16 protein-coding genes are annotated in these 19,956 nt (G+C 68.3%); 2 read left to right on the top strand and 14 right to left on the bottom strand.

Annotation, left to right across the window (positions count from 1 at the left end; all coding sequences use genetic code 11):
- Positions 1-2: 2 nt before the first annotated feature.
- The 10 genes from LG380_RS00595 to nudE form a co-directional block, all read right to left on the bottom strand.
- Complete coding sequence (locus LG380_RS00595; RefSeq protein ID WP_225763118.1) at positions 3-512, bottom strand: hypothetical protein; 510 nt, start codon at positions 510-512, stop codon at positions 3-5.
- A 377-nt stretch (positions 513-889) separates the two neighbouring features.
- On the bottom strand, positions 890-1,177 hold the full coding sequence (locus tag LG380_RS00590; RefSeq protein ID WP_225763117.1) for a hypothetical protein: 288 nt from the start codon (positions 1,175-1,177) through the stop codon (positions 890-892).
- A gap of 138 nt (positions 1,178-1,315) precedes the next feature.
- Positions 1,316-1,711 (bottom strand): glycine cleavage system protein GcvH, encoded by a 396-nt coding sequence (gcvH, locus tag LG380_RS00585; RefSeq protein WP_225763116.1) that lies wholly within the window; start codon positions 1,709-1,711, stop codon positions 1,316-1,318.
- A 99-nt stretch (positions 1,712-1,810) separates the two neighbouring features.
- Positions 1,811-2,917: a glycine cleavage system aminomethyltransferase GcvT gene (gene gcvT, locus LG380_RS00580; protein WP_225763115.1), complete on the bottom strand. Its 1,107-nt coding sequence runs from the start codon at positions 2,915-2,917 to the stop codon at positions 1,811-1,813.
- An 85-nt stretch (positions 2,918-3,002) separates the two neighbouring features.
- On the bottom strand, positions 3,003-3,434 hold the full coding sequence (locus LG380_RS00575; protein ID WP_225763114.1) for an NfeD family protein: 432 nt from the start codon (positions 3,432-3,434) through the stop codon (positions 3,003-3,005).
- A gap of 3 nt (positions 3,435-3,437) precedes the next feature.
- A complete protein-coding gene (locus LG380_RS00570) occupies positions 3,438-4,406 on the bottom strand; it encodes an SPFH domain-containing protein (protein ID WP_225763113.1) in 969 nt (322 codons plus the stop codon).
- Between the two features lie 73 nt (positions 4,407-4,479).
- Positions 4,480-4,803, bottom strand: a complete 324-nt coding sequence (locus LG380_RS00565; protein WP_225766386.1) for a YnfA family protein — start codon at positions 4,801-4,803, stop codon at positions 4,480-4,482.
- Positions 4,803-5,633, bottom strand: a complete 831-nt coding sequence (mazG, locus tag LG380_RS00560; protein WP_225763112.1) for a nucleoside triphosphate pyrophosphohydrolase — start codon at positions 5,631-5,633, stop codon at positions 4,803-4,805. The genes LG380_RS00565 and mazG overlap by 1 nt, the downstream gene beginning before the upstream one ends.
- 34 nt (positions 5,634-5,667) lie before the next feature.
- Positions 5,668-6,486, bottom strand: a complete 819-nt coding sequence (cysQ, locus tag LG380_RS00555) for a 3'(2'),5'-bisphosphate nucleotidase CysQ (protein ID WP_225763111.1) — start codon at positions 6,484-6,486, stop codon at positions 5,668-5,670.
- Positions 6,483-7,031 (bottom strand): ADP compounds hydrolase NudE, encoded by a 549-nt coding sequence (gene nudE, locus LG380_RS00550; RefSeq protein WP_225763110.1) that lies wholly within the window; start codon positions 7,029-7,031, stop codon positions 6,483-6,485. The genes cysQ and nudE overlap by 4 nt, the downstream gene beginning before the upstream one ends.
- A 74-nt stretch (positions 7,032-7,105) precedes the next feature.
- Here nudE and bioA point away from each other — a divergent pair, with 74 nt between their 5' ends.
- Entirely contained in the window at positions 7,106-8,497 is a 1,392-nt protein-coding gene (bioA, locus tag LG380_RS00545) for an adenosylmethionine--8-amino-7-oxononanoate transaminase (protein WP_225763109.1), read from the top strand.
- Complete coding sequence (locus tag LG380_RS00540) at positions 8,488-9,222, top strand: 16S rRNA (uracil(1498)-N(3))-methyltransferase (protein ID WP_225763108.1); 735 nt, start codon at positions 8,488-8,490, stop codon at positions 9,220-9,222. The genes bioA and LG380_RS00540 overlap by 10 nt, the downstream gene beginning before the upstream one ends.
- A gap of 96 nt (positions 9,223-9,318) precedes the next feature.
- Here LG380_RS00540 and LG380_RS00535 read toward each other — a convergent pair whose 3' ends face one another.
- From LG380_RS00535 to LG380_RS00520, 4 genes are all read right to left on the bottom strand, one after another.
- Positions 9,319-9,786, bottom strand: coding sequence for a chemotaxis protein CheW (locus LG380_RS00535; RefSeq protein WP_225763107.1), 468 nt, complete (start codon positions 9,784-9,786; stop codon positions 9,319-9,321).
- A gap of 34 nt (positions 9,787-9,820) precedes the next feature.
- Positions 9,821-11,110 (bottom strand): chemotaxis protein CheB, encoded by a 1,290-nt coding sequence (locus LG380_RS00530; protein WP_225763106.1) that lies wholly within the window; start codon positions 11,108-11,110, stop codon positions 9,821-9,823.
- A complete protein-coding gene (locus LG380_RS00525) occupies positions 11,103-17,771 on the bottom strand; it encodes an Hpt domain-containing protein (protein WP_225763105.1) in 6,669 nt (2,222 codons plus the stop codon). The genes LG380_RS00530 and LG380_RS00525 overlap by 8 nt, the downstream gene beginning before the upstream one ends.
- 118 nt (positions 17,772-17,889) lie before the next feature.
- Positions 17,890-19,923: a methyl-accepting chemotaxis protein gene (locus LG380_RS00520; protein ID WP_225763104.1), complete on the bottom strand. Its 2,034-nt coding sequence runs from the start codon at positions 19,921-19,923 to the stop codon at positions 17,890-17,892.
- Between the last annotated feature and the right edge of the window lie 33 nt (positions 19,924-19,956).

The raw sequence follows: 19,956 nt of genomic DNA, 5'->3' as shown, positions 1-19,956 counted from the left end.
AATCAGATCAGCGGTGCCGGGGTCGCAGGGAGGGCCACCGGGGCGGCCTTCTTCTTGGCAGCAGCCGGCTTCTTCTTGGTGGCCTTCGTGGCGGCCGGCTTGGCAGCCTTCTTCGCGGGGGCCTTCTTCGCAGCCTTCTTCACCGTCTTCTTGGCAGCAGCCTTCTTGACGGTCTTCTTGGCGGTGGCCTTCTTCGCGGTCTTCTTGGCAGCAGCCTTCTTCACCGTCTTCTTGGCAGCAGCCTTCTTGGCGGTCTTCTTGGTGGTTGCCTTCTTGGCGGCAGCCTTCTTCACCGTCTTCTTGGCAGCAGCCTTCTTGACGGTCTTCTTGGCGGTGGCCTTCTTGGCGGCAGCCTTCTTCACCGTCTTCTTGGCAGCAGGCTTCTTGACGGTCTTCTTGGCGGTTGCCTTCTTGGCGACCTTGCTCACGCTCTTCTTGGCGGCGGCCTTCTTGGCGACCTTCTTCACCGCCTTCTTGGCGGCCGGTTTCTTCGCAGCTTTCTTCGTGGCCATGGGATGGCTCCTCGTCAGTGATCTATGGAGTTGTAACGCCCAGTTGGAACAAAACCCGCCGGCCTCGGCCACGGGGTCCGCCGACGCGTCGCGCGCGTCGCGACGGATACGGAAACACCCGCATCGAACGCAGATACGGGTGTCGTGTCTTGGGTGACGATTTTCGCGGAAGGAAGCGCCGCCCTCTCCACCATCACTGGAACCGTGGCGGATTTACGTGTGGTGCTTCGCGTCTGGATGTCGATCCGGCTCACTCTCTTCCGCAGGCAAGGTCTGCTGGGCGAAACCTAATCACGGTTTTTTTTACTGTCAACACTCGTCGCGCAACTTTTTTTCCGCGATGTGCCGGATCGGCGTTGCCGGCATTCGCCATCGCGTCATGCCTGCGCACCTTCCACCGGATGCACCACCGGCAGCGCATATGCAGCCCATGCAAAAAACATCGGGAAATAAGCTGTTTCTGTTTGACGGCACCATGCAGGCAACCAGTGTGCCGCCCGCAAAAATGACACGGCGTAGACGTTGCTGTTCGGCACCCGAACACCCTCGACGGTGGTCCAGGAATTTTGTCGAAGGGCGATGCCGGATGCGTGGTCGATGATGCAAATGCGCAAAACTGCGCAGCGTTTTTGCCAGCCGATGGACGAAGCGAGTGCCGGCTGCACCGGCAACGACCGGCATGCAGCGGCTGCACGACCGACACTCCCTGGCAGCGCGAATCCATCACCTCGCGATGACACGCTGGCGGCGACAAAAAAAACGGCCGCGCGAGGCGACCGTTTTCTCGATGCGGAAAGCGAGGTTCAGTGCGCGTCGTCTTCCAGCAGCTCGGCGTAGTCGTCCGGGCCCAGCAGTTCGTTGAGCTGCTCGGCATCGTCGATCTGCACCACGAACAGCCAGCCTTCGCCGTAGGCATCCTCGTTGATGGTTTCCGGCTTGTCGGTCAGCGAATCGTTGACCTCGACCACCTTGCCGGTGACCGGGCTGTAGACATCGGAGGCGGCCTTGACCGACTCGACCACCGCCACGCTGTTGCCGGCCTGGACGCTGTCGCCCACGCCCGGCAGTTCGACATAGACCAGGTCACCCAGCAGGCCCTGGGCATGGTCGGAGATACCCACGGTGACGCGGCCGTTGCCTTCGGCACGGGCCCATTCGTGGGACTTGAGGAATTTGAGGTCGCCGGGGATCTCGCTCATGGAACTGCTCCGAAGAAAACGGTGGTCGGGAAAAACAACAGAAAACGCGCAACTAGTTTAGCCACCCGGGCAGGCGGGTGCCTGCCCGGGACGGATGCATCAGCCCTGTACGCCCGCCTGGGCCTGGCCTTCGCGCACGAACGGGAACTTGACCACGCGCACGGGAACCTCGCGGCCGCGGATGTCCACGCGCACCTGGCCCGGGTCACCCTGCGGCACGCGGGCAAACGCAATCGCCTTGCCGAGCGTCGGCGAGAAGGTGCCGGAGAGGATCTCGCCCTCGCCCTGCGCGGTGAGCACCTTCTGGCCATGGCGAAGCACGCCCTTGTCGTCCATCACCAGACCGATCATCTGCCGGGCGTTGCCGGCAGCCAGCTGCGCTTCGAGCGCGTCGCGCCCAATGAAGGCACGCCCCTCATCCATCGCCACGGTCCAGGCCAGCGCGGCTTCGTACGGGGAGACGTCCTCGTCCATGTCCTGGCCGTAGAGGTTCATGCCCGCTTCCAGGCGCAGCGTGTCGCGCGCGCCGAGGCCGGCCGGCTTCACCCCGGCTTCCAGCAGCTGGTTCCAGAACGCCACGACGGCATCCTGCGGAAGCAGGATCTCGAAGCCGTCCTCGCCGGTGTAGCCGGTACGGGCGACGAACAGCGCTTCGCCACCGGTGGAGCGGACGTCCAGCGCGGCGAAGCGACCGAGCTTGCCCAGTGCCTCGCGATCGGCGTCGGCCACCAGTTCCAGCACCCTGGCGCGCGCCTGCGGGCCCTGCACGGCGATGATCGCCAGGTCCTCGCGCAGCTCGACCTGCACGTCAAGGGCGGCGGCATGCCTGCGGATCCAGGCCAGGTCCTTCTCGCGGGTGGAGGCGTTTACCACCATGCGGAAGAAGTCCTCGCCCAGGAAGTAGACGATCAGGTCGTCGATGACGCCGCCGCGCTCGTTGAGCATGCACGAGTACAGGGCCTTGCCCGGCACCTTGAGCTTGTCCACGGAGTTGGCCAGCAGGCTGCGCAGGAATTCGCGCACGCGTGCGCCGCGCAGGTCGACCACGGTCATGTGGCTGACGTCGAACATGCCCACGTCGCGACGCACCAGATGGTGTTCGTCGATCTGCGAGCCGTAGTGGATGGGCATGTCCCAGCCACCGAAATCGACCATCTTTGCGCCGAGCGAGCGGTGGGATTCGTTGAGTCGGGTCTTCTGGGTCATGGCCGTTCCACACAAAAGGGACGCCATTATCCCAGATGGCCGCGACCAAAATCCTGCGGCGGCGCCATACGCCGCCGCAGGTGGTTCAGACCGGCTGCACCTTCAGCGTCATCCCATCCACGGCAACCACGCGCACGCGGCTGCCCACCGGCAGGTCCGGCCCGACCACGGCCCACAGCGAATCGTCGACGCGGGCACGGCCACTGCCATCGACGATGGCCCGGTCCAGTTCGACCACGCGGCCGACCAGCTGTTGGGCACGGCGGTTCAGCAGCGGCCGGTCGCTCTGGCGGCCGCGGTTGCGGAACCAGCGCAGGTACACCTGGATGGAGACGAAGCTGAGCACCACGAACAGCGCGACCTGCACCAGCAACGACATGCCGGGTACCAGCAGCACCAGCGCGAACATCACCGCCGCGGCAAAGCCCATCCACAGCATGAAGGCGCCGGGCGCGAGCGCCTCGGCAGCCATCAGCACCAGCGCCAATGCGGCCCAGATGGAAACGTCCCAGCGCATGGCTCAGAACTCCGGCGGACGCGAGGGCTGGGCACGGCGTGCGGCCGTGGCCTGCTGCTGGCCGGCCAGCGCCTGGCGGGCGAGTTCGGCCACGCCGCCAAGCGAGCCGAGGATGCCGCTGGCTTCCATCGGCATCAGCACGAACTTCTGGTTCGGCGCGGTGGCCAGTTTCTCGAAGGCCTCCACGTATTTCTGCGCGACGAAGTAGTTGATCGCCTGCACGTCACCCTGGGCGATCGCCTCGGACACCATGGTGGTGGCCTTGGCTTCGGCCTCGGCCAGTCGTTCGCGTGCCTCGGCGTCGCGGAACGCGGCTTCCTTGCGGCCCTCAGCCTCCAGCACCGCGGCCTGCTTCTCGCCCTCGGCACGCAGGATCTCGGACTGGCGCGAACCCTCGGCCTCGAGGATCTGCGCGCGCTTCTCGCGCTCGGCCTTCATCTGCCGGGCCATGGCATCGACCAGGTCGCGCGGCGGCTGGATGTCGCGGATCTCGATGCGGGTGACCTTGATGCCCCATGGGTTGGTGGCGTGGTCGACCACGCCCAGCAGCTGGGCATTGATCGCCTCGCGCTGGCTCAGCGACTCGTCCAGGTCCATCGAGCCGATCACGGTACGGATGTTGGTCTGTACCAGGGCAATCATCGCGATCTCCAGGTTGGAGACCTCGTAGGCGGCCTTGGCCGCGTCCAGCACCTGGAAGAACACCACGCCGTCCACACGCACCACCGCGTTGTCCTTGGTGATCACGTCCTGGCTGGGCACGTCCAGCACCTGTTCCATCATGTTCACCTTGCGGCCGACGCCGTAGATGATCGGGATCAGGAAATGCAGCCCGGGATCGAGCGTGTGGGTGTACTTGCCGAACCGCTCCACGGTCCACTCGAAGCCCTGCGGCACCATGCGCACGGTCTTGAACAGCACGATCACACCGGCAACGACCACCACCAGCGCGAGAAAAAACGAACCGCTCATTGCTCACCACCTCCTGTTGTGAAGCCCGAGTATGGCAGTCATCCGCCACCGCGGCACGCAGGAGGCGGGCAGTTCAGGCCTGGCGCGCGCCGTACATGATCACCGCCATTCCGGCCAGGCACAGCGCCACGCCCGCCACGTCCCAGCGGGTGGGCCGGATGCCGTCCACCGCCCACAACCAGCACAGCGCCACGCTGACATAGACGCCACCGTAGGCGGCATAGATGCGGCCGCTGGCGGTGGGATGCAGGGTCAGCAGCCAGGCGAACAGTGCCAGCGACGCGGCGGCCGGCAGCAGCAACCAGGCACTGCCATCGCGACGCAGCCACAGCCAGGGCAACCAGCAGCCGACGATCTCGGCCAGCGCGGTCACCACGAACAGCAGCAGGGTCTGGATCATTTCTCCATGGCCTTGACCTCGTTCCACAGGTTTTCCTGCGCGTCCAGATCGAGCTGGTCGAAGGCCTGCCCGCGGGAAACAGCCATAGCTTCCATCGCGCGGAAGCGGCGTTCGAACTTGAGGTTGGCCCGGCGCAGCGCCGTGCCCGGATCCACCTTCGCGTGGCGCGCGAGATTGGCGACGACGAACAGCAGATCGCCCAGCTCCTCTTCCAGTTCGGCGCGATCACCGGTCTGCGGCAGCCGGGCGAATGCTTCGCGCACTTCCTGCAGTTCCTCGGCGGCCTTGGCCAGTACCGGAGTCGGATCGGGCCAGTCGAAACCGGTGCGCGCCGCGCGCGACTGCAGCTTCACTGCACGCTGCCATTCCGGCTGGCCACGGGCGATGCCCGCCAGCGCGGAGCGGTCCTGCTCGCCGGCCGCCTCGCGTTCGCGGCGCTTGATCGCTTCCCAGTTGGCGCTGACCGCGGCGGCATCGTCCACGCTGGCTTCGCCGAACACATGCGGATGGCGGCGCTCGAGCTTGTCGCAGATCGACGCCACGACCTCGCCGAAGCCAAACGCGCCCTGCTCGCTGGCCATCTGCGCATGGAACACGACCTGCAGCAGCAGGTCGCCGAGTTCGCCACGCAGGTCATCCAGGTCTCCGCGGTCGACCGCATCGGCGACCTCGTAGGCTTCCTCGATCGTGTACGGGGCGATGGTGGAGAAATCCTGGGCCAGGTCCCAGGGACAGCCACGCCCGGGATCGCGCAGCCGCGCCATGATCCGCAGCAGGCGTCCGATGTCCTGGGTGTTGGCGTCGAGGGAATCGGCGTGGTCGGTCATGCAGGGAACTCCAAGGGTGTCACGCCGGCGCCGCTCAGGAACGGGCGTCGTCCGGCGGGATCCAGTCGCGCCACGGCAGGCTGGGGTCGCCGAGCGCGATGAAGTCGCCGTTGAGCAGCGATTCGCGGCGGTTGTAGCGGAACGGCTTGCCGGTGTCGGCGGCCAGCAGCGCGCCGCCGGCGGCATAGAGCACGCACTGGCCGGCGGCGGTATCCCACTCGCAGGTGGGACCCAGGCGCGGATACACGTCGAGCGCGCCTTCGGCCAGGCGGCAGAATTTGAGCGAGGAACCCTGCGAGACCAGTTCGATCTGGCCCATGCTTGCCAGCAGTTGTTCGGTACGCGGACTGCGGTGCGAACGGCTGGCAGCCACACGCAGCGGTGCCTGCGCCGGCACCTGCACGCGCAACTGGGTGTCACGCATGCCCTCGCGACGGTAAGCACCTTCGCCACGGATCGCGTGCCAGATGGTCCCGGTGACCGGCGCCTGGACCACGCCCAGCACCGGCGAACCGTGCTGGATCAGGGCGATGTTGACGCTGAACTCGCCATTGCGCTTGACGAACTCGCGGGTGCCGTCAAGCGGGTCGACCAGCCAGTACCCGGTCCAGTGCTGGCGCGTTTCCCACGGCACCATCGCCGATTCCTCCGACAGCACCGGCATGTCAGGGGTCAGCCGGCGCAGGCTCTCGACGATCACGCGGTTGGCAGCCAGGTCGGCGGCGGTGAGCGGACTGTCGTCGGACTTGTGCTCGACGTCGAAGGCGGTGGCATACACCTGCATGATCGCCTCGCCGGCCTGCTGGGCGATGGCGATGACGGTCTCGCGCAGGTCGGCGCCGATGCGGCTCATCGGCCACCCCGCAGCCACTCGCGGGCAATGAACAGGGCGGCAAGCGAGCGGCCTTCGGAGAAGTCCTCGCGCAGCATCAGCTGGTCCAGCTCATCCAGTTTCCACGGCACCACTTCCAGCTCCTCCGGTTCGTCGCCGGGCAGGCGTTCGGGATACAGGTCACGGGCGACCACCAGCCACGACTGCTGGCTCATGTAGGTCGGCGCCAGCGTCATCGCGCGCAGCACGTCAACACGGCGCGCGCCATAGCCGGCTTCCTCCTTGAGTTCGCGGTTGGCGGCCTGGTCGGGTGTTTCGCCGGCGTCGATGCGGCCCTTCACCAGTCCCAGTTCATAACGGTGCATGCCGGCGGCGTACTCGCGCACCAGCAGCACAGTGTCCTCGTCGAGCATCGGCACCACGACCACCGCGCCGTTGCCGCGGCTGAGCAGCCGCTCGAAACGCCGGCGCTCGCCGTTGGAGAACTCCAGGTCAAGGTGCTGCAGGCGGAACGGACCCTGCTCCTGTTCCACCACGTCGTGGATCACCGGCAGGCGACGGCTCATGCGCGCCCCGCGAGGCGACGGTCATGGCGGACCGATAGAATGTGCGCAGGCAAGAACGTGTCCATGAGCCCGAAATGCTAGCAGACCCAGACTCCTCCCCGCTGGCCGAGCGCTGGCGGCAACGCGACCTGTCGGTGCTGTGGCATCCGTGCACGCAGATGCGCGAACACCCGGACACCCTGCCGCTGGTCTCCATCGCCCGTGGCGAAGGGCCGTGGCTGGTCGGGCATGATGGCAACCGCTACCTGGACGCCGTCAGCAGCTGGTGGACCAACCTGTTCGGCCATGCCGAGCCCCGCATTGCCGCTGCGGTGGCGCGCCAGGCCAACCAGCTGGAGCAGGTGATGCTGGCCGGCTTCACCCACGAGCCGGCGGTGGAACTGGCCGAACGCCTGCTGCAGGTCGCTCCACGCCAGGCCGGCCGCGCGCCGCTGGCCAAGGTGTTCTATGCCGACAACGGCTCGGCCGGGGTCGAGGTCGCGCTGAAGATGGCCTTCCACTGGTTCCGCAACCGCGGCGAGGACAGGCGCACCCGCTTTGTGGCGCTGGAGAACGGCTATCACGGTGAGACCCTGGGCGCGCTCGCCGTCGGCGATATCCCGCTGTACCGGCGTATCTACGCACCGCTGCTGGCCGAGGCGATGTTCGCCCCCTCCCCCGATGCCTACCTCGCCGAGGAAGGTCAGTCGGCCGCCAGCCGTGCGCACCAGGCCGCCGATGCGCTGGCTGACCTGTTCGACCGGCATCCGGGCGAGATCTGCGCGGTGATCCTCGAGCCGCGGCTGCAGTGCGCCGGCGGCATGCGCATGCACGATCCAGTGTACCTGCGGCGCGCGCGCGAGTTGTGCGACGCCAATGGCGCGTTCCTGATCGCCGACGAGATCGCTGCCGGCTTCGGCCGCACCGGCACGATGTTCGCCTGCGAGCAGGCCGGGGTGATGCCCGACCTGCTGTGCCTGTCCAAGGGCCTGACCGGCGGCTTCCTGCCACTGTCGGCGGTGTTGACCACGCAGGCGCTGTACGACGGCTTCCTCGATGATTCGCGCGAGCGTGCCTTCCTGCATTCGCACAGCTACACCGGCAATCCGCTGGCCTGTGCTGCCGCGCTGGCCACGCTGGACATCTTCGCCAGCGACGACGTCATCACCGGCAACCTCGGTACCGCCGAGGCGATGCGCCGGCTGGCCGCGCCGTTTTCCGACCATCCGCATGTGGCCGATGTGCGCCAGGCCGGCATGGTGGTGGCCTTCGAGCTGACCCGCGGCGGCAACAGGCGAACCCCGTTCGACCCGGCCGCGCGCGTGGGACTGCACGCCTACAAGGCCGCGCTGCGCCGTGGCGTGGTGCTGCGCCCGCTGGGCGACGTGCTGTACTGGATGCCGCCGTACTGCATCGGCGACGAACAACTGGACCTGCTGGCGCGTACCACGCTGGCCGCAATTGACGAGGCTGTTGCATGCGCCTGACCCGATGCCACGTGGACGCACCGCTGCAGGTGGGTGCCGAGATCGTGCTGCCCGAAGACACCGCCAACCATCTGCTGCGGGTGATGCGCCTGCGCGAAGGCGATGCCTGCGTGCTGTTCAACGGCGATGGCCACGACTACAGCGCGGAGGTGACCGTTGCCGGCAAGCGCGAGGCAAGGGTGCGCATCGGCGCCGTGCAACGGATGGACAACGAATCCCCGCTGCGCATCACCCTGCTGCAGGGCATCGCCCGCGGCGAGAAGATGGACCTGATCCTGCAGAAGGCCACCGAGCTGGGCGTGGCGGCGGTGATCCCGGTCAATGCCGAACGCACCGAGGTCAAACTCGATGCGGCCCGCACCGAGAAGCGCCTGGCCCACTGGCACACCGTCATCGTCTCGGCCTGTGGCCAGAGCGGCCGCGCGCGCGTGCCCTCGCTGGTGCCCCCGCAGAACCTGCAAGCCGCGGCGCAGGGCCTGCCGGCGGACACGCTCAAGCTGACCCTGGACCCGCAGGGCGAGCATCGCCTGGCCAGCCTGGAGGCGGCACCGGCCGGCGGCGTGGTGATCGCCATTGGCCCGGAAGGCGGCTGGTCGCCGCGTGACCGCCAGGCGCTGCAGGATGCCGGCTTCCAGGGGCTGCAGCTGGGACCGCGGATCCTGCGCACGGAGACCGCCGGGCTGGCCGCGATCGCCGCGCTGCAGGCACGGCTGGGCGATCTTTGAGCAGGCTGCTGCGCATCCACGCGGCTCCGGCGTAGTACAACGAAGAAGGCCGCGGTTACCCGCGGCCTTCGATATTTCCGGATGTCGCACAGGTGCTCAGGCGGCCTGGTTCTGCACGATCGCCGATTCCAGCGCGTCCAGGTCTGGCAGCAGAGCGCTCTGTTCGCCCAGCAGCACGCGCATGTGCACGCCCGGCGGCAGGGTTTCCTCGGACGCATCGGCCAGCAGGCCATCGCGCGGCACCGCGATCAGCTGCGGGAAGGTCTCGGTCAGCAGCGCGAAGTACGGCAGTTCGGCGTTGCCGCCCAGTGCCTTGAGCACCACGATCTTGTTGTTGCTGGCCACGAGCTCCTCGCCCAGCCCGGTGAAGCGGCCAAAGGCAAGCAGCGGTACGTTCCAGCCGTGCCAGGCAATCTGGCCGGCCAGCCACGACGGAGCGTCGGTGACGGGTTCGACCTGCACGCGCGACATCACTTCGGCAACGGTCGCGTTGGGCAACAGCACGCGCTCGTTGCCCGCCTGGATCAGGACGCCTCGGATTTCATCATTACTGGCGTAACTCATCGGTTATTCCTGGAAAGTGGTGAAGCGGCGTCGCTCAGACGCCCCAGTGTTCGCACAGCGCCTGGGCCAGCGCCGGCGGATCGCCCGACGGCATGCCGGCAACGGCCAGGCGGCTGGCAGCGGCCGGGTCGTAGCAGGCCTCGCCGACCTGGCCGGCGACCCACGCGCCCTGTTCGGCCAGCGCCAGCACGTCCTCGACCTGGGCCTGGTCGGCGCCACTGAGCATCAGCACCGCGCTGCTGGCAGCCGGCAGCGAGGACACCACCGCGGCGGCGGTGCCGGCACTGAACACCCCGGCACCGTTGTCCAGTGCCACGCCGACGTCGTCGGGCAGGATGTAGACCTGGCCGCCCTGCACCGGCTGGCCAACCTCGGCCAGGCTCACCGGCAACGGGGTGACGCGCGCGATCTGCTTGACCAGGTTGCCGTAGCGGCCACCGTCCAGGCGCAGCTGCACCAGCACGGCACGGTCGAAGGTTTCCGGCAGCGCGCTCAGCAGGCGGCGCACCGCATCCGGACCGCCGATGCCGGCCAGCACCAGCACCATGCCGACCGGGCCTTCGGCCACCGGCTCCAGGTCGACCAGCGACAGATCGGTCGAGAACTCCACCACCGGATCCGTTGCGGCCGGGGCAGCGGGCGGCGGCGCCACGTAGGCGTCGTCCTCGACCAGCGACCAGGCACTGAAGCCAGGCACGGCCGGGGCCGGAGCCGCCTGTGGGGGGATTTCCTCCAGCGGCGGCAACGGCGGCGGCACGGCGGCGGGGCGGACCGGTTCGAAGGACTCCACGGTATCGAACGCCAGCGGCGCCGGCTCGGCCGACGGCGCATACAGCGTATCGGCCGGCAGGTCGTAGGCCGCGTCGGCGGCCTCTTCGATCAGGAACTCGCCCGACGCACCGGAGTGCAGCTGTTCGGGCGTCGGCGGCAGGCCCGGTTCGGGCTGCAGCGTGGTCTCGACCTCGTGACCCGGGGGCAGCACGTTGTCGTGGCCGTGCAGCTTGGCCGACAGGTGGCGGATCCAGCGCTGCGCTTCCCAGCCTTCGCGACGTGCGGCCAGGTCGGCCTCGTCGAAGATCAGGGTCAGCTGTGGCGCATCCAGCGCCGCGTCCAGCCGTTCGAGCGCGTCCTCGATCGCCGGCTCCAGCGCGACCAGCACCACCGACGGGCCGGCATCGTGCAGCGACTGCGCGTCCAGCGTGGTCGGATCGTCTTCCAGCACAAGGTAGCCGCCAGCCTGGACCACGGCCTCGCGCAGGCGCTCGCGCGCCTGGCCGGGCCGGGCCAGCAGCGCGACGGGCCGGGCGTTGTCGATATCAGTCACGGGCACGGGCGATCCCCAGCAGGTCGTAAACGTTACGCATCAGATCCAGTTCCTGGTACGGCTTGCCCAAGTAGCGCTGGACACCGATCTCGAACGCTCGCTGGCGATGCTTGTCGCCGCTTCGGGAGGTAATCATCACGATCGGCACGTCCTTGTAGCGCGGATCGGCCCGCATGGCGGTGGCCAGTTCATAGCCGTCCATGCGCGGCATTTCGATGTCCAGCAGCATCAGGTCGGGCACGCGTTCTTCCAGCCGTTCCAGCGCCTCGATGCCGTCGCGCGCGGCCACTACTTCGAAGTTGTGGCGTTCCAGCACGCGGCCGGTGACCTTGCGCATGGTCAGCGAGTCGTCGACCACCATCACCATCGGCACCTGGCGCTGGTTGCTGGCCGCGGACGGGGCGGCAGGACGCTGCGGGTTGGCCAGGTGGCGGCGCACCAGCGGCGCGACGTCCAGGATCACCACCACGCGGCCATCACCGGTGATGGTCGCACCGTAGATGCCCGGCACCGAGGCGATCTGCAGGCCGACCGGCTTGACCACGATTTCGCGGTTGCCGACCACCTGGTCGATGGCCACGGCGGCGCGCAGGTCGCCGGCGCGGACCAGCAGCAGCGGGATCTGCTCCTGGCCTTCGGCCTTGGCCTGGTCCTGCCCGACCAGCGAACCGAGGTCATGCAGCGCGTAGTGCTCGCCGGCGTAGTGGTAGCCACCGTCGCCGGACTCGAAACGCTGGCGCGAGATGCGGCCGATACCGCTGACCGAGGCCACGGGCACGGCGAAGGTGGTCTCGCCGATCTGCACGAACACGGCCTGGGTGACGGCCAGGGTCTGCGGCAGGCGCAGGGTGAAGGTGACGCCCTTGCCACGGACGGAGGTGATTTCCACCGAGCCGCCGAGCTGACGCACTTCGTTGCGCACCACGTCCATGCCGACGCCACGGCCAGCCAGCTGGCTGACCTGCTCGGAAGTACTGAAGCCGGAGGCGAAGATCAGGCTGTCCAGCTCGCGCTCGCTCAGCTCCACGCCCGGCTTGACCAGGCCACGCTGTTCGGCGCGGCGACGGATCGCCTCGCGGTCCAGGCCGGCCCCGTCGTCGGCCACTTCCAGCACGATTTCCGAACCTTCGCGGCGCAGGCGGATGGCGATGCTGCCTTCCTCCGGCTTGCCGGCGGCCACGCGCTGGGCCGGGGTCTCCAGGCCATGCGCCACGGAGTTGCGCAGCATGTGCTCCAGCGGCGCGACCATGCGATCGAGGACGTTGCGGTCCAGTTCGCCGTGGGTACCGTCCAGGGTCAGGTGGACCTGCTTGCCGGTGTCCTGCGCCGCCTGGCGGACCACGCGACGCAGGCGCGGCACCAGGCCGTCGAACGGCACCATGCGCGCACGCATCAGACCGTCCTGCAGTTCCGAGCTCACGCGGGACTGCTGCTGCAGCAGGCTGTCGTAGTTGCGCGACAGGTCGTCGAGCACGCCCTGCAGGCCGCTCAAGTCGGCCGCCGACTCGTTCAGTGCACGGCTGAGCTGCTGCAGCGTGGAGAAGCGGTCAAGCTCCAGCGGATCGAAGGTGTGGTCGGCCTGGTCCTGCTCGCGCTGGTAACGGGCAACGATCTGCGCTTCGGTTTCCAGGTCCAGTCGGCGCAGCTGGTCGCGCAGACGGGCGTTGGTGCGGTCCAGCTCGGCCATGGCGCCGCGGAAGGCACCCAGCTGCTGTTCCAGGCGCGAGCGGTAGATCGCGACTTCACCGGCGTGGTTGACAAGGCGGTCCAGCAGGTCGGCGCGCACGCGCACCTGCTCCTGGGCACGGGCGCCGGCTTCCTCTTCGGACGCCACGTCGTCGATGACCGGCTCGGACAGCGGGGTGATCGCGACCACCGGGGCGGCAGGCGTGGCGGCGGCAGCTTCCACGGATGCAACTTCCGGCACGGTCGCGGCTTCCACCGGCTGGGCAGCCTCGGGCGCCTCGGTCGACTCGCCGATGGCAACGTTGCGGCCCTGTGCATGTGCGTCGAAGGCTTCGATCAGGTCGTGCGGCATCGCCACCGTGCGATGGTTACCGGTGCGGGTCAGCAACTGGTGCAGGCGGTCGAAGCCACGCTCCAGCAGGTGCACGTCGTCGCGGACGATGTCGAAGCGGTTGGCGGCAACGGCCTCCAGCAGCGATTCGATGGCGTGGCCAAGGTCGCCGATGGCGTTGATGCCGGCCATGCGTGCACCACCCTTGAGGGTGTGCAGGTCGCGCTGCAGGCCGGCGAGCAGTTCGCGGTCCTCCGGCGATTCGCGCAGCTGGCTCAGCAGGCCGTCGCAGTTGTCGAGCAGGTCCTTGCCTTCCTCGACGAAGATGTCGACCAGCTCGCGGTCCAGGTCGGTGAAGTCCAGCGGAGCGTCCTCGCCCAGCACCGAGGCCCCGGCGACGGCCGGCAGCACCACGGGCGCGGCAGCAGTGACGTCGACGGCGGTGACGGGCTCGTCTGCCACGCCCTCAACCTGCTCACCGGCAGATGCGTCGGCGTCGGCGTCGTCAACGGGCTCGGCTTCGCTGGCTTCCGCCTCGGCGCTGCTTTGAGCTTCGGCTTCTGCTTCATCGGCAACGCCAGGGTCGGCCTGTCCGGCGATCAGGTCGGTTTCGCCTTCGGCAGTAGACTCTTCCCCGCCGTCGACAACAGCGTCGGCAACCGCGGTTTCTTCCGCGGCGGCGTCGACGATGTCGGCGGCAGCTTCCAGGCCAGCATCGGCAAGCGGCGCTTCGTCCTCGGCCACTTCCGCGGATGTGGCAGGCTCACCGGCAATGGCCTCGACAGGCTCGGCACTCCCTTCCAAGGCTTCAGCTTCGGCCAGTGCGGCATCGTCGACGACGTCCGCGGCCGCTTCGATTTCCTCTTTCTCGGTGGCGTCGGCCACCTGGCCGTCAGCCACGGCCAGATCGGCGGCGATTTCGGCCTCATGGAGCAGTGCAGCCTCGATGTCGGCCTCCTCGGCATCGGCTTCGGTTGCCCCGGCCACCGGCTCGGCGGTCTCGACCAGCTCCTCATCCTGCGCGGCGCTGGCGGCAGTTTCCTCCACCAGCGCGACGGGCTCGTCCGCGTCCTCGGCAATCGACTGCGCGGCGTCCTCGGCGGCGTCGATACCAGCATCGGGGGCGTCGGCGGCGGTCGATTCCCCGGTCTCACCGGCGACATCCAGCGACACGGTGTCCGGTGCGGCCACATCGGTGGCATCGCCGACGACGGCCGGGGTTTGCTCGACAGCCGCCGGCTCGTCCTGCACGGACCCGCCCTGCACCACTTCACTGGCGGCTTCCGGCGCCGGTACGGCGGCGTCCATCTCTTCGACCGGGGTACCGACCTGCGGCAGCTCGATTCCTGCCGCGTCAATGAAGCGCGACAGGTCCTCGATGCCGGTCAGGTCGACGGCGTCGGCCGTGGCCTGGGCGGCAAAGTCGTCCGCGACCACTTCGTCCTCCGCTTCCATCTCGTCGACCAGCGGCGGCCACTTGGCCTCGGGCAGCGCGTCGACCAGCAACTGCAGGCGCTGGGCCAGCGCGCTGAACGAGGGGATCAGCGGTGCCGGCGCCTGCAGTGCGACCACGGTGCTGTCGATCGCGTCGGCGGCCGCGGCCAGCGCGGCCACGCCCTCCTGGTCCGGGGTGATCGACGCGGCCAGCAGGCGCTTGACGTAGCTTTCGGCCGGCGTGGTGACGGCAGTGATTTCCGGCACGTCGGTCATGGCAAAGGCGCCACTCATGGTGTGCACGGCACGCAGCAGCGCCTCGGTGGCCGGCTGCGGCTCCGCCTGCGCGGACTGCAACCAGCCGCGCACGGTTTCCAGATGGGTGGCGACTTCGGCCTCGAGGATCTCGCGCAGCACGCTGTCCACCGACGCCGGGGTGCCGGTCACGACCGGCGGTGCCACCGCAGCGGCGGCTTCGACCGGGGTTTCCACCGGCGCAGCAGCCGCCTGCAGCGGCACATAGAACGCTTCCTCACCGGCGGCCACGCGATCGGCCACGGCCTGCATGGCCAGCAGGTCGGCGCTGATGCGGCTGCCGTCACGCAGCGCGGCGTTGAGCTGCGGCAGCACCTCGTAGGCCTGCGTGACCATGGCCACCACCGCCGGACTGGCCGGACGGCTGCCATCGAGCACGCGGTTGAGCATGCTCTCGATCTTCCAGCTGAACTCGCCCAGGGTGCGCGCGCCGACCAGGCGGCCACTGCCCTTGAGCGTGTGGAACACGCGGCGTACCGGGCGCAGGCGCTCGACGTTGGACGGAGCGGCGCGCCACGGCGGCAGCAGCGACCCCAGGTTCACCAGTTCCTCGTCGAACTCCTCGATGAACACCTCGCGGATGTCCTGGTCGATTTCCTCGCCGTTGTCCTCGAAACCGCCTTCCAGCGGCGCCGGGGCCTCGACCGCGGCAACCGGCGCCGGGGCGGCTGGCTCGGGCAGCGGGTTGAACTGCGCAGCGGCCGCATCCAGCTCGGCCAGGAACGCCGCCGAAGCGTCGTCCAGCTCGATCTTGCGGATCACGCCTTCCTGCACCGCGGTAACCGGCGCGGTGGCCTCATTGAATACCGGCTGGCCAGTCGACTCCACTTCCGGCGCCAGGCTGGCGCTGTCGGTCTGCTCGGTGCTTTCGTCAGCCATGGTTTCCTCGGGCGCGGCGACCTCGGCGACGAGCTGCGGACGATCCAGCGTGGCGTCCACGGCAATCGGCTCGACGGCGAAGGTCGGTGCCTCGGTGTATTCGGGCAGCGGGGCGGGCTCGTCCTCGATGACAGGCGCTTCGCCCGCCACGTCCATGTCCGGCGATTCGACCGGTGCAGCAGCCGGTTCAAACGGCTCGACCTGCGTCGGCGTCTCCGCTTCCACGGGGTCCAGCGACAGCGGTTCGATGCCTTCCAGCATGTCCGAAGGAAGCGGCGAACCAGTATCCAGCACGCTGCTGTCGAAGCTGGCCACCTGCGCGGTAGTGGCCGCATCGTGCGCTTCGTACTCGGCGGCCACCGGGTCGAAGGACATCGGCTCAAGCGACAGCGGCGCATCGGACAGCGGCAGGTCGCCACCACCAAGACCCAGCGGCGTGATTTCGTAGTGCTCCGTACCGGCCGGGGCCAGGTCTTCGGCCGCCACCGGATCGAACATCGATGCCGCGGCGGCCGGGGCCGCGTCGCTGTCGACATGGGCGGCTTCGCCCGCCGGCGGGGTGAACGGGGTCACCGACGCCTTGAACAGGTAGGGGAACGGCGCGGCAGGTGTCGGTGCCTCCGTGGTGGCCGGCTGCGCGCCGGCGCCGGCTTCGCTGCTGACGGCTTCGGTCGCGGCAGGCACTTCCACCGGAGCCTCGGCAGCGGCCGCCGTGAACGAGGTGGCCGGCGCGTCGACCAGCTCCAGCGTCTGTCCGGCGTCGCCACCCTCGCCGGGCAGCGGCCAGTAGCGCAGCGATTCCAGGCTGGAACGGGTGATGTCGAGGATTTCCTCGCTGCCCGGGCGACGCTCGCGCAGTGCCTCGAGGTAGTACTCGAGGCTGGCCATCGCGTCGGCCAGGGTGTCCAGCTGGCGGCCACTGGGCACACGCTGGCGCTGGATCAGTTCGACCTCGATGTAACGGCTCACGCCGTCGAGGTAACCGGCCGGCTCGGACAGGTCGAGCATGCGCAATGCGCCGGCGACCTCGCCCAGCAGGGTCGGCACCTCGGCCAGGCGGCCGTGGTCCCAGTTGGTCTCGATGAAGGCGACGAACGCCTCGCGCGCCGCACCGAAGTTGGCAATGGCCTCCTGGGCCAGCACCTCGATGGTGCGGCGGGTTTCCACCGCACCCGGGTCGTCCTCGCCGCTGCCGCCGGCGCCCAGGTGGGCAACCTGATCATCCAGCGACGCATCCACGTACAACAGCGCGCCGGCGATATCCAGCAGCATGCCTTCGTCGATCTGCTGGCCGCCATCGACGACCGAGCGCAGCGCATCGCGCTGCTGCACGACCACGCCGCGGGCCACGCCCAGGCCGAGTACGCCGAGGGTGTCGGCCACGGCGCCGAGTTCGTCGACCTGGGTCTGCAGCGCAGCCGGCTCACCAGCGGTACGAAGGTGCAGGTCCAGCGCATCCTTGATCCGCAGCAGTTCTTCCTTGACCGCACTGCCGACGGTATCGAGCAGTTCGCGGTTGCGCCCGCTCAGGCTGCCGCGGGCATGGTCCAGCTCGTCCTCGCTGACGTTGCCGGCATCGGGATCGAAGGCGAACAGCACGCTCTCACTGATGCCTTCGGCCCCCCGCGCGGCGCGGATTTCATTGAGCAGCGGCAGCAGAACGATCGGGATGTCGCGATGGCCGTTCTGCAGACGTTCCAGGTAATCAGGCAGCAGCACGGTGCCGCGCATCAGGGTGGCGCAGGCCTCGTCGCGGTCAGGAACCTCGCCGACCTGCACGGCCTTGGCCAGCAGCTCCAGTTCCTCGGCCACCATTGCCGGGGCGTACAGCTCGACCATGCGCAGCGTGCCCTGCACCTGGTGCAGGAAGCCGGCGCAGAAACGCATGCGACTGGTGTCCGACGGATCCTCGGCGAAATATTCGATCTCGTTGCGCACCTGGCGCAGGGTTTCGTCCAGCTCGGGCTTGACCCAGCCCAGCGCGGCATGGCTCATCGCGTCGCGCAGCGTGCTCATCGCAGCACCTCGCCGGCGGAGAATCGCGAGCCGACGCCGCCGGAGGTGGCGGACGGGGCCTGCAGGGCGTTATTGCGACGCTTCATCTGATTCCTTCCTTCCCCATCCAAACGGTCGATCACGCCGGCAGCTTGAAGTCGGCGACCGAACGACGCAGGTCCGCCGCCAGCTGGGCCAGGCGGCCGATCGACTCGGCAGTCTGCCCGGCACCTTGGGAGGTCTGGCCGGTGATCTCTCGGATCACGCCCATGGTCTGGGTGATGTCCGTTGCCGCGGCCGACTGCTGGTGGGCGGCGATGGAGATGTTCTTGATGAGGGTGTTCAGTGCGTTGGACACGCGTTCGATCTCGGTCAGTGCGGTACCGGCGTCCTCGGCCAGTCGTGCACCGGACACCACCTCGGCGGTGGTCTGTTCCATCGAGGTGACCGCTTCGTTGGTATCGGCCTGAATGGCCTGCACCAGGTTCTCGATTCGACGGGTCGCGCCGGAGGTGCGTTCTGCCAGTCGCTGCACTTCGTCGGCCACGACCGCGAAACCGCGACCGGCCTCGCCTGCCGAAGCCGCCTGCACCGCGGCGTTGAGTGCCAGGATGTTGGTCTGCTCGGAAATGTCGTTGATCAGTTCCACGATCGAGCCGATTTCCTGCGAGGACTCACCCAGGCGCTTGATGCGCTTGGAGGTTTCCTGGATCTGGTCGCGGATCTGATCCATGCCCTGGATGGTCTCGCGCACCACGCCGGCACCTTCGGCCGCGATGACCACCGAGCGCTGTGCCACTTCGGCCGACTCGCTGGAGTTGCGCGACACCTGTTCAATGCTCGCCGCGATTTCGCCGATGCGCTCGGAGGCGGTGGAGATCTGCTCGGCCTGGTGGCCGGCGGCCTCTGCCAGCTGCATGGCGGTGGCCTGGGTTTCCTGGGTCGAGATCGCCACCTTGCTGGAGGTGTCGTTGATCGTGGTCACCAGGTGGCGCAGCTCGTCCACGGCGTAGTTGATTGCGTCGGCGATGGCGCCGGTCATGTCCTCGGTCACCGAGGCCTTTACCGTCAGGTCACCCTCACCGAGCGAGCTGATTTCGTCCAGCAGCCGCATGATCGCCTGCTGGTTGCGGCTGTTGAATTCCACCTGCGCCTGGTAGCGGACTTCCTGTTCACGGGCACGCGAGCGCACCGAGCTCCATACGAAGCCGATGATCGACAGCAGCGACAGCGCGCCGGAGACCACGCCCAGCCAGAAGTTCGGAAACAGGCGGGTATCGCGCACCGAACCGAAGGCCGAGAACGCCTCGAACAGCTTCTTGCTGTCGTCCAGCATCTTGGTCGAGCCGGCGGTCAGCGCCGCGGCCGAAGACTGTGCGGCGAACAGGTGGCGCGAGCTGGCCAGGATCGCGTCGACGTCCTTCTTCATCGTCGCCCACTTGTTGGCCGACTGTTCCAGCGCGACCTGCGCGGCGGGGTTGCGCACCGCGGACACGCCCAGTTCGTCGTTGCCGTTGCGCAGCGCGTCCAGCATCTGGCTGAACACCACCGAGTCACGGGCCAGTGCGTCGCCGGCGCTGCTGGCACCCGGGCCACCGGCGCGGATCTCCGTCACGCGGCGGGCCATGGTGCCGCTGACCACGACCTGCTGCAGGGCGTTGTAGGTCTGCGAGGCAGGCGCACCGCTGGCGGCCATCGCGCGCACCACTTCGTTCAACTGGGCCTGCAGTTGCGGCACGCCGTTGACGAAGCTGTCGGCGTTGCCGGCCAGCGCCAGCACCGCCGGTTCACTGGCCACCAGCTGCTCGGCGTTCTTGGCCAGCGGCGCCCAGGTGTTGTAGAGCTCGCGGATCTGCGAGGACACGCCGGCTTCGTTGCCGTAGCGGCCGCGCAGGTTGCTCACCGTGCTGTCGATGCGCGCCTTGGTGTCCTTGAACTGGGCGAAGGCTTCGGCGTTGCCGCCCACCGCCTCACGACCCTGGTTGGCCAGCTGCTGCGACAGCACCTGGAGGTCGGCCGCGCCGGTACTGGCGCCGGCCAGGCGGCTGCCCTGCCAGGTCGCCACGCCGGTGTTGGCACCGAACACGATCAGCGACAGCGCCAGCAGGCCCAGCCAGAAATTGGTGCCGACATTGCCGAGCTTGCTGGCTTTGGCGTCCGGAGCAGTACTCATTGTTCGACCTCGATCTTCAAATGCAGAGGGCGC

It is taken from the genome of Stenotrophomonas sp. Marseille-Q4652 (genome assembly GCF_916618915.1).
GTDB lineage: Bacteria > Pseudomonadota > Gammaproteobacteria > Xanthomonadales > Xanthomonadaceae > Stenotrophomonas.
This window is presented reverse-complemented; position numbering and strand designations above follow the sequence as displayed.

Coding starts and splice junctions, on each gene's coding strand:
- LG380_RS00595 (WP_225763118.1), bottom strand. CDS start 512: ATGGCCACGAAGAAAGCTGCGAAGAAACCGGCCGCCAAGAAGGCGGTG.
- gcvH (WP_225763116.1), bottom strand. CDS start 1,711: ATGAGCGAGATCCCCGGCGACCTCAAATTCCTCAAGTCCCACGAATGG.
- gcvT (WP_225763115.1), bottom strand. CDS start 2,917: ATGACCCAGAAGACCCGACTCAACGAATCCCACCGCTCGCTCGGCGCA.
- LG380_RS00575 (WP_225763114.1), bottom strand. CDS start 3,434: ATGCGCTGGGACGTTTCCATCTGGGCCGCATTGGCGCTGGTGCTGATG.
- LG380_RS00570 (WP_225763113.1), bottom strand. CDS start 4,406: ATGAGCGGTTCGTTTTTTCTCGCGCTGGTGGTGGTCGTTGCCGGTGTG.
- mazG (WP_225763112.1), bottom strand. CDS start 5,633: ATGACCGACCACGCCGATTCCCTCGACGCCAACACCCAGGACATCGGA.
- cysQ (WP_225763111.1), bottom strand. CDS start 6,486: ATGAGCCGCATCGGCGCCGACCTGCGCGAGACCGTCATCGCCATCGCC.
- nudE (WP_225763110.1), bottom strand. CDS start 7,031: ATGAGCCGTCGCCTGCCGGTGATCCACGACGTGGTGGAACAGGAGCAG.
- bioA (WP_225763109.1), top strand. CDS start 7,106: ATGCTAGCAGACCCAGACTCCTCCCCGCTGGCCGAGCGCTGGCGGCAA.
- LG380_RS00540 (WP_225763108.1), top strand. CDS start 8,488: ATGCGCCTGACCCGATGCCACGTGGACGCACCGCTGCAGGTGGGTGCC.
- LG380_RS00535 (WP_225763107.1), bottom strand. CDS start 9,786: ATGAGTTACGCCAGTAATGATGAAATCCGAGGCGTCCTGATCCAGGCG.
- LG380_RS00525 (WP_225763105.1), bottom strand. CDS start 17,771: ATGAGCACGCTGCGCGACGCGATGAGCCATGCCGCGCTGGGCTGGGTC.
- LG380_RS00520 (WP_225763104.1), bottom strand. CDS start 19,923: ATGAGTACTGCTCCGGACGCCAAAGCCAGCAAGCTCGGCAATGTCGGC.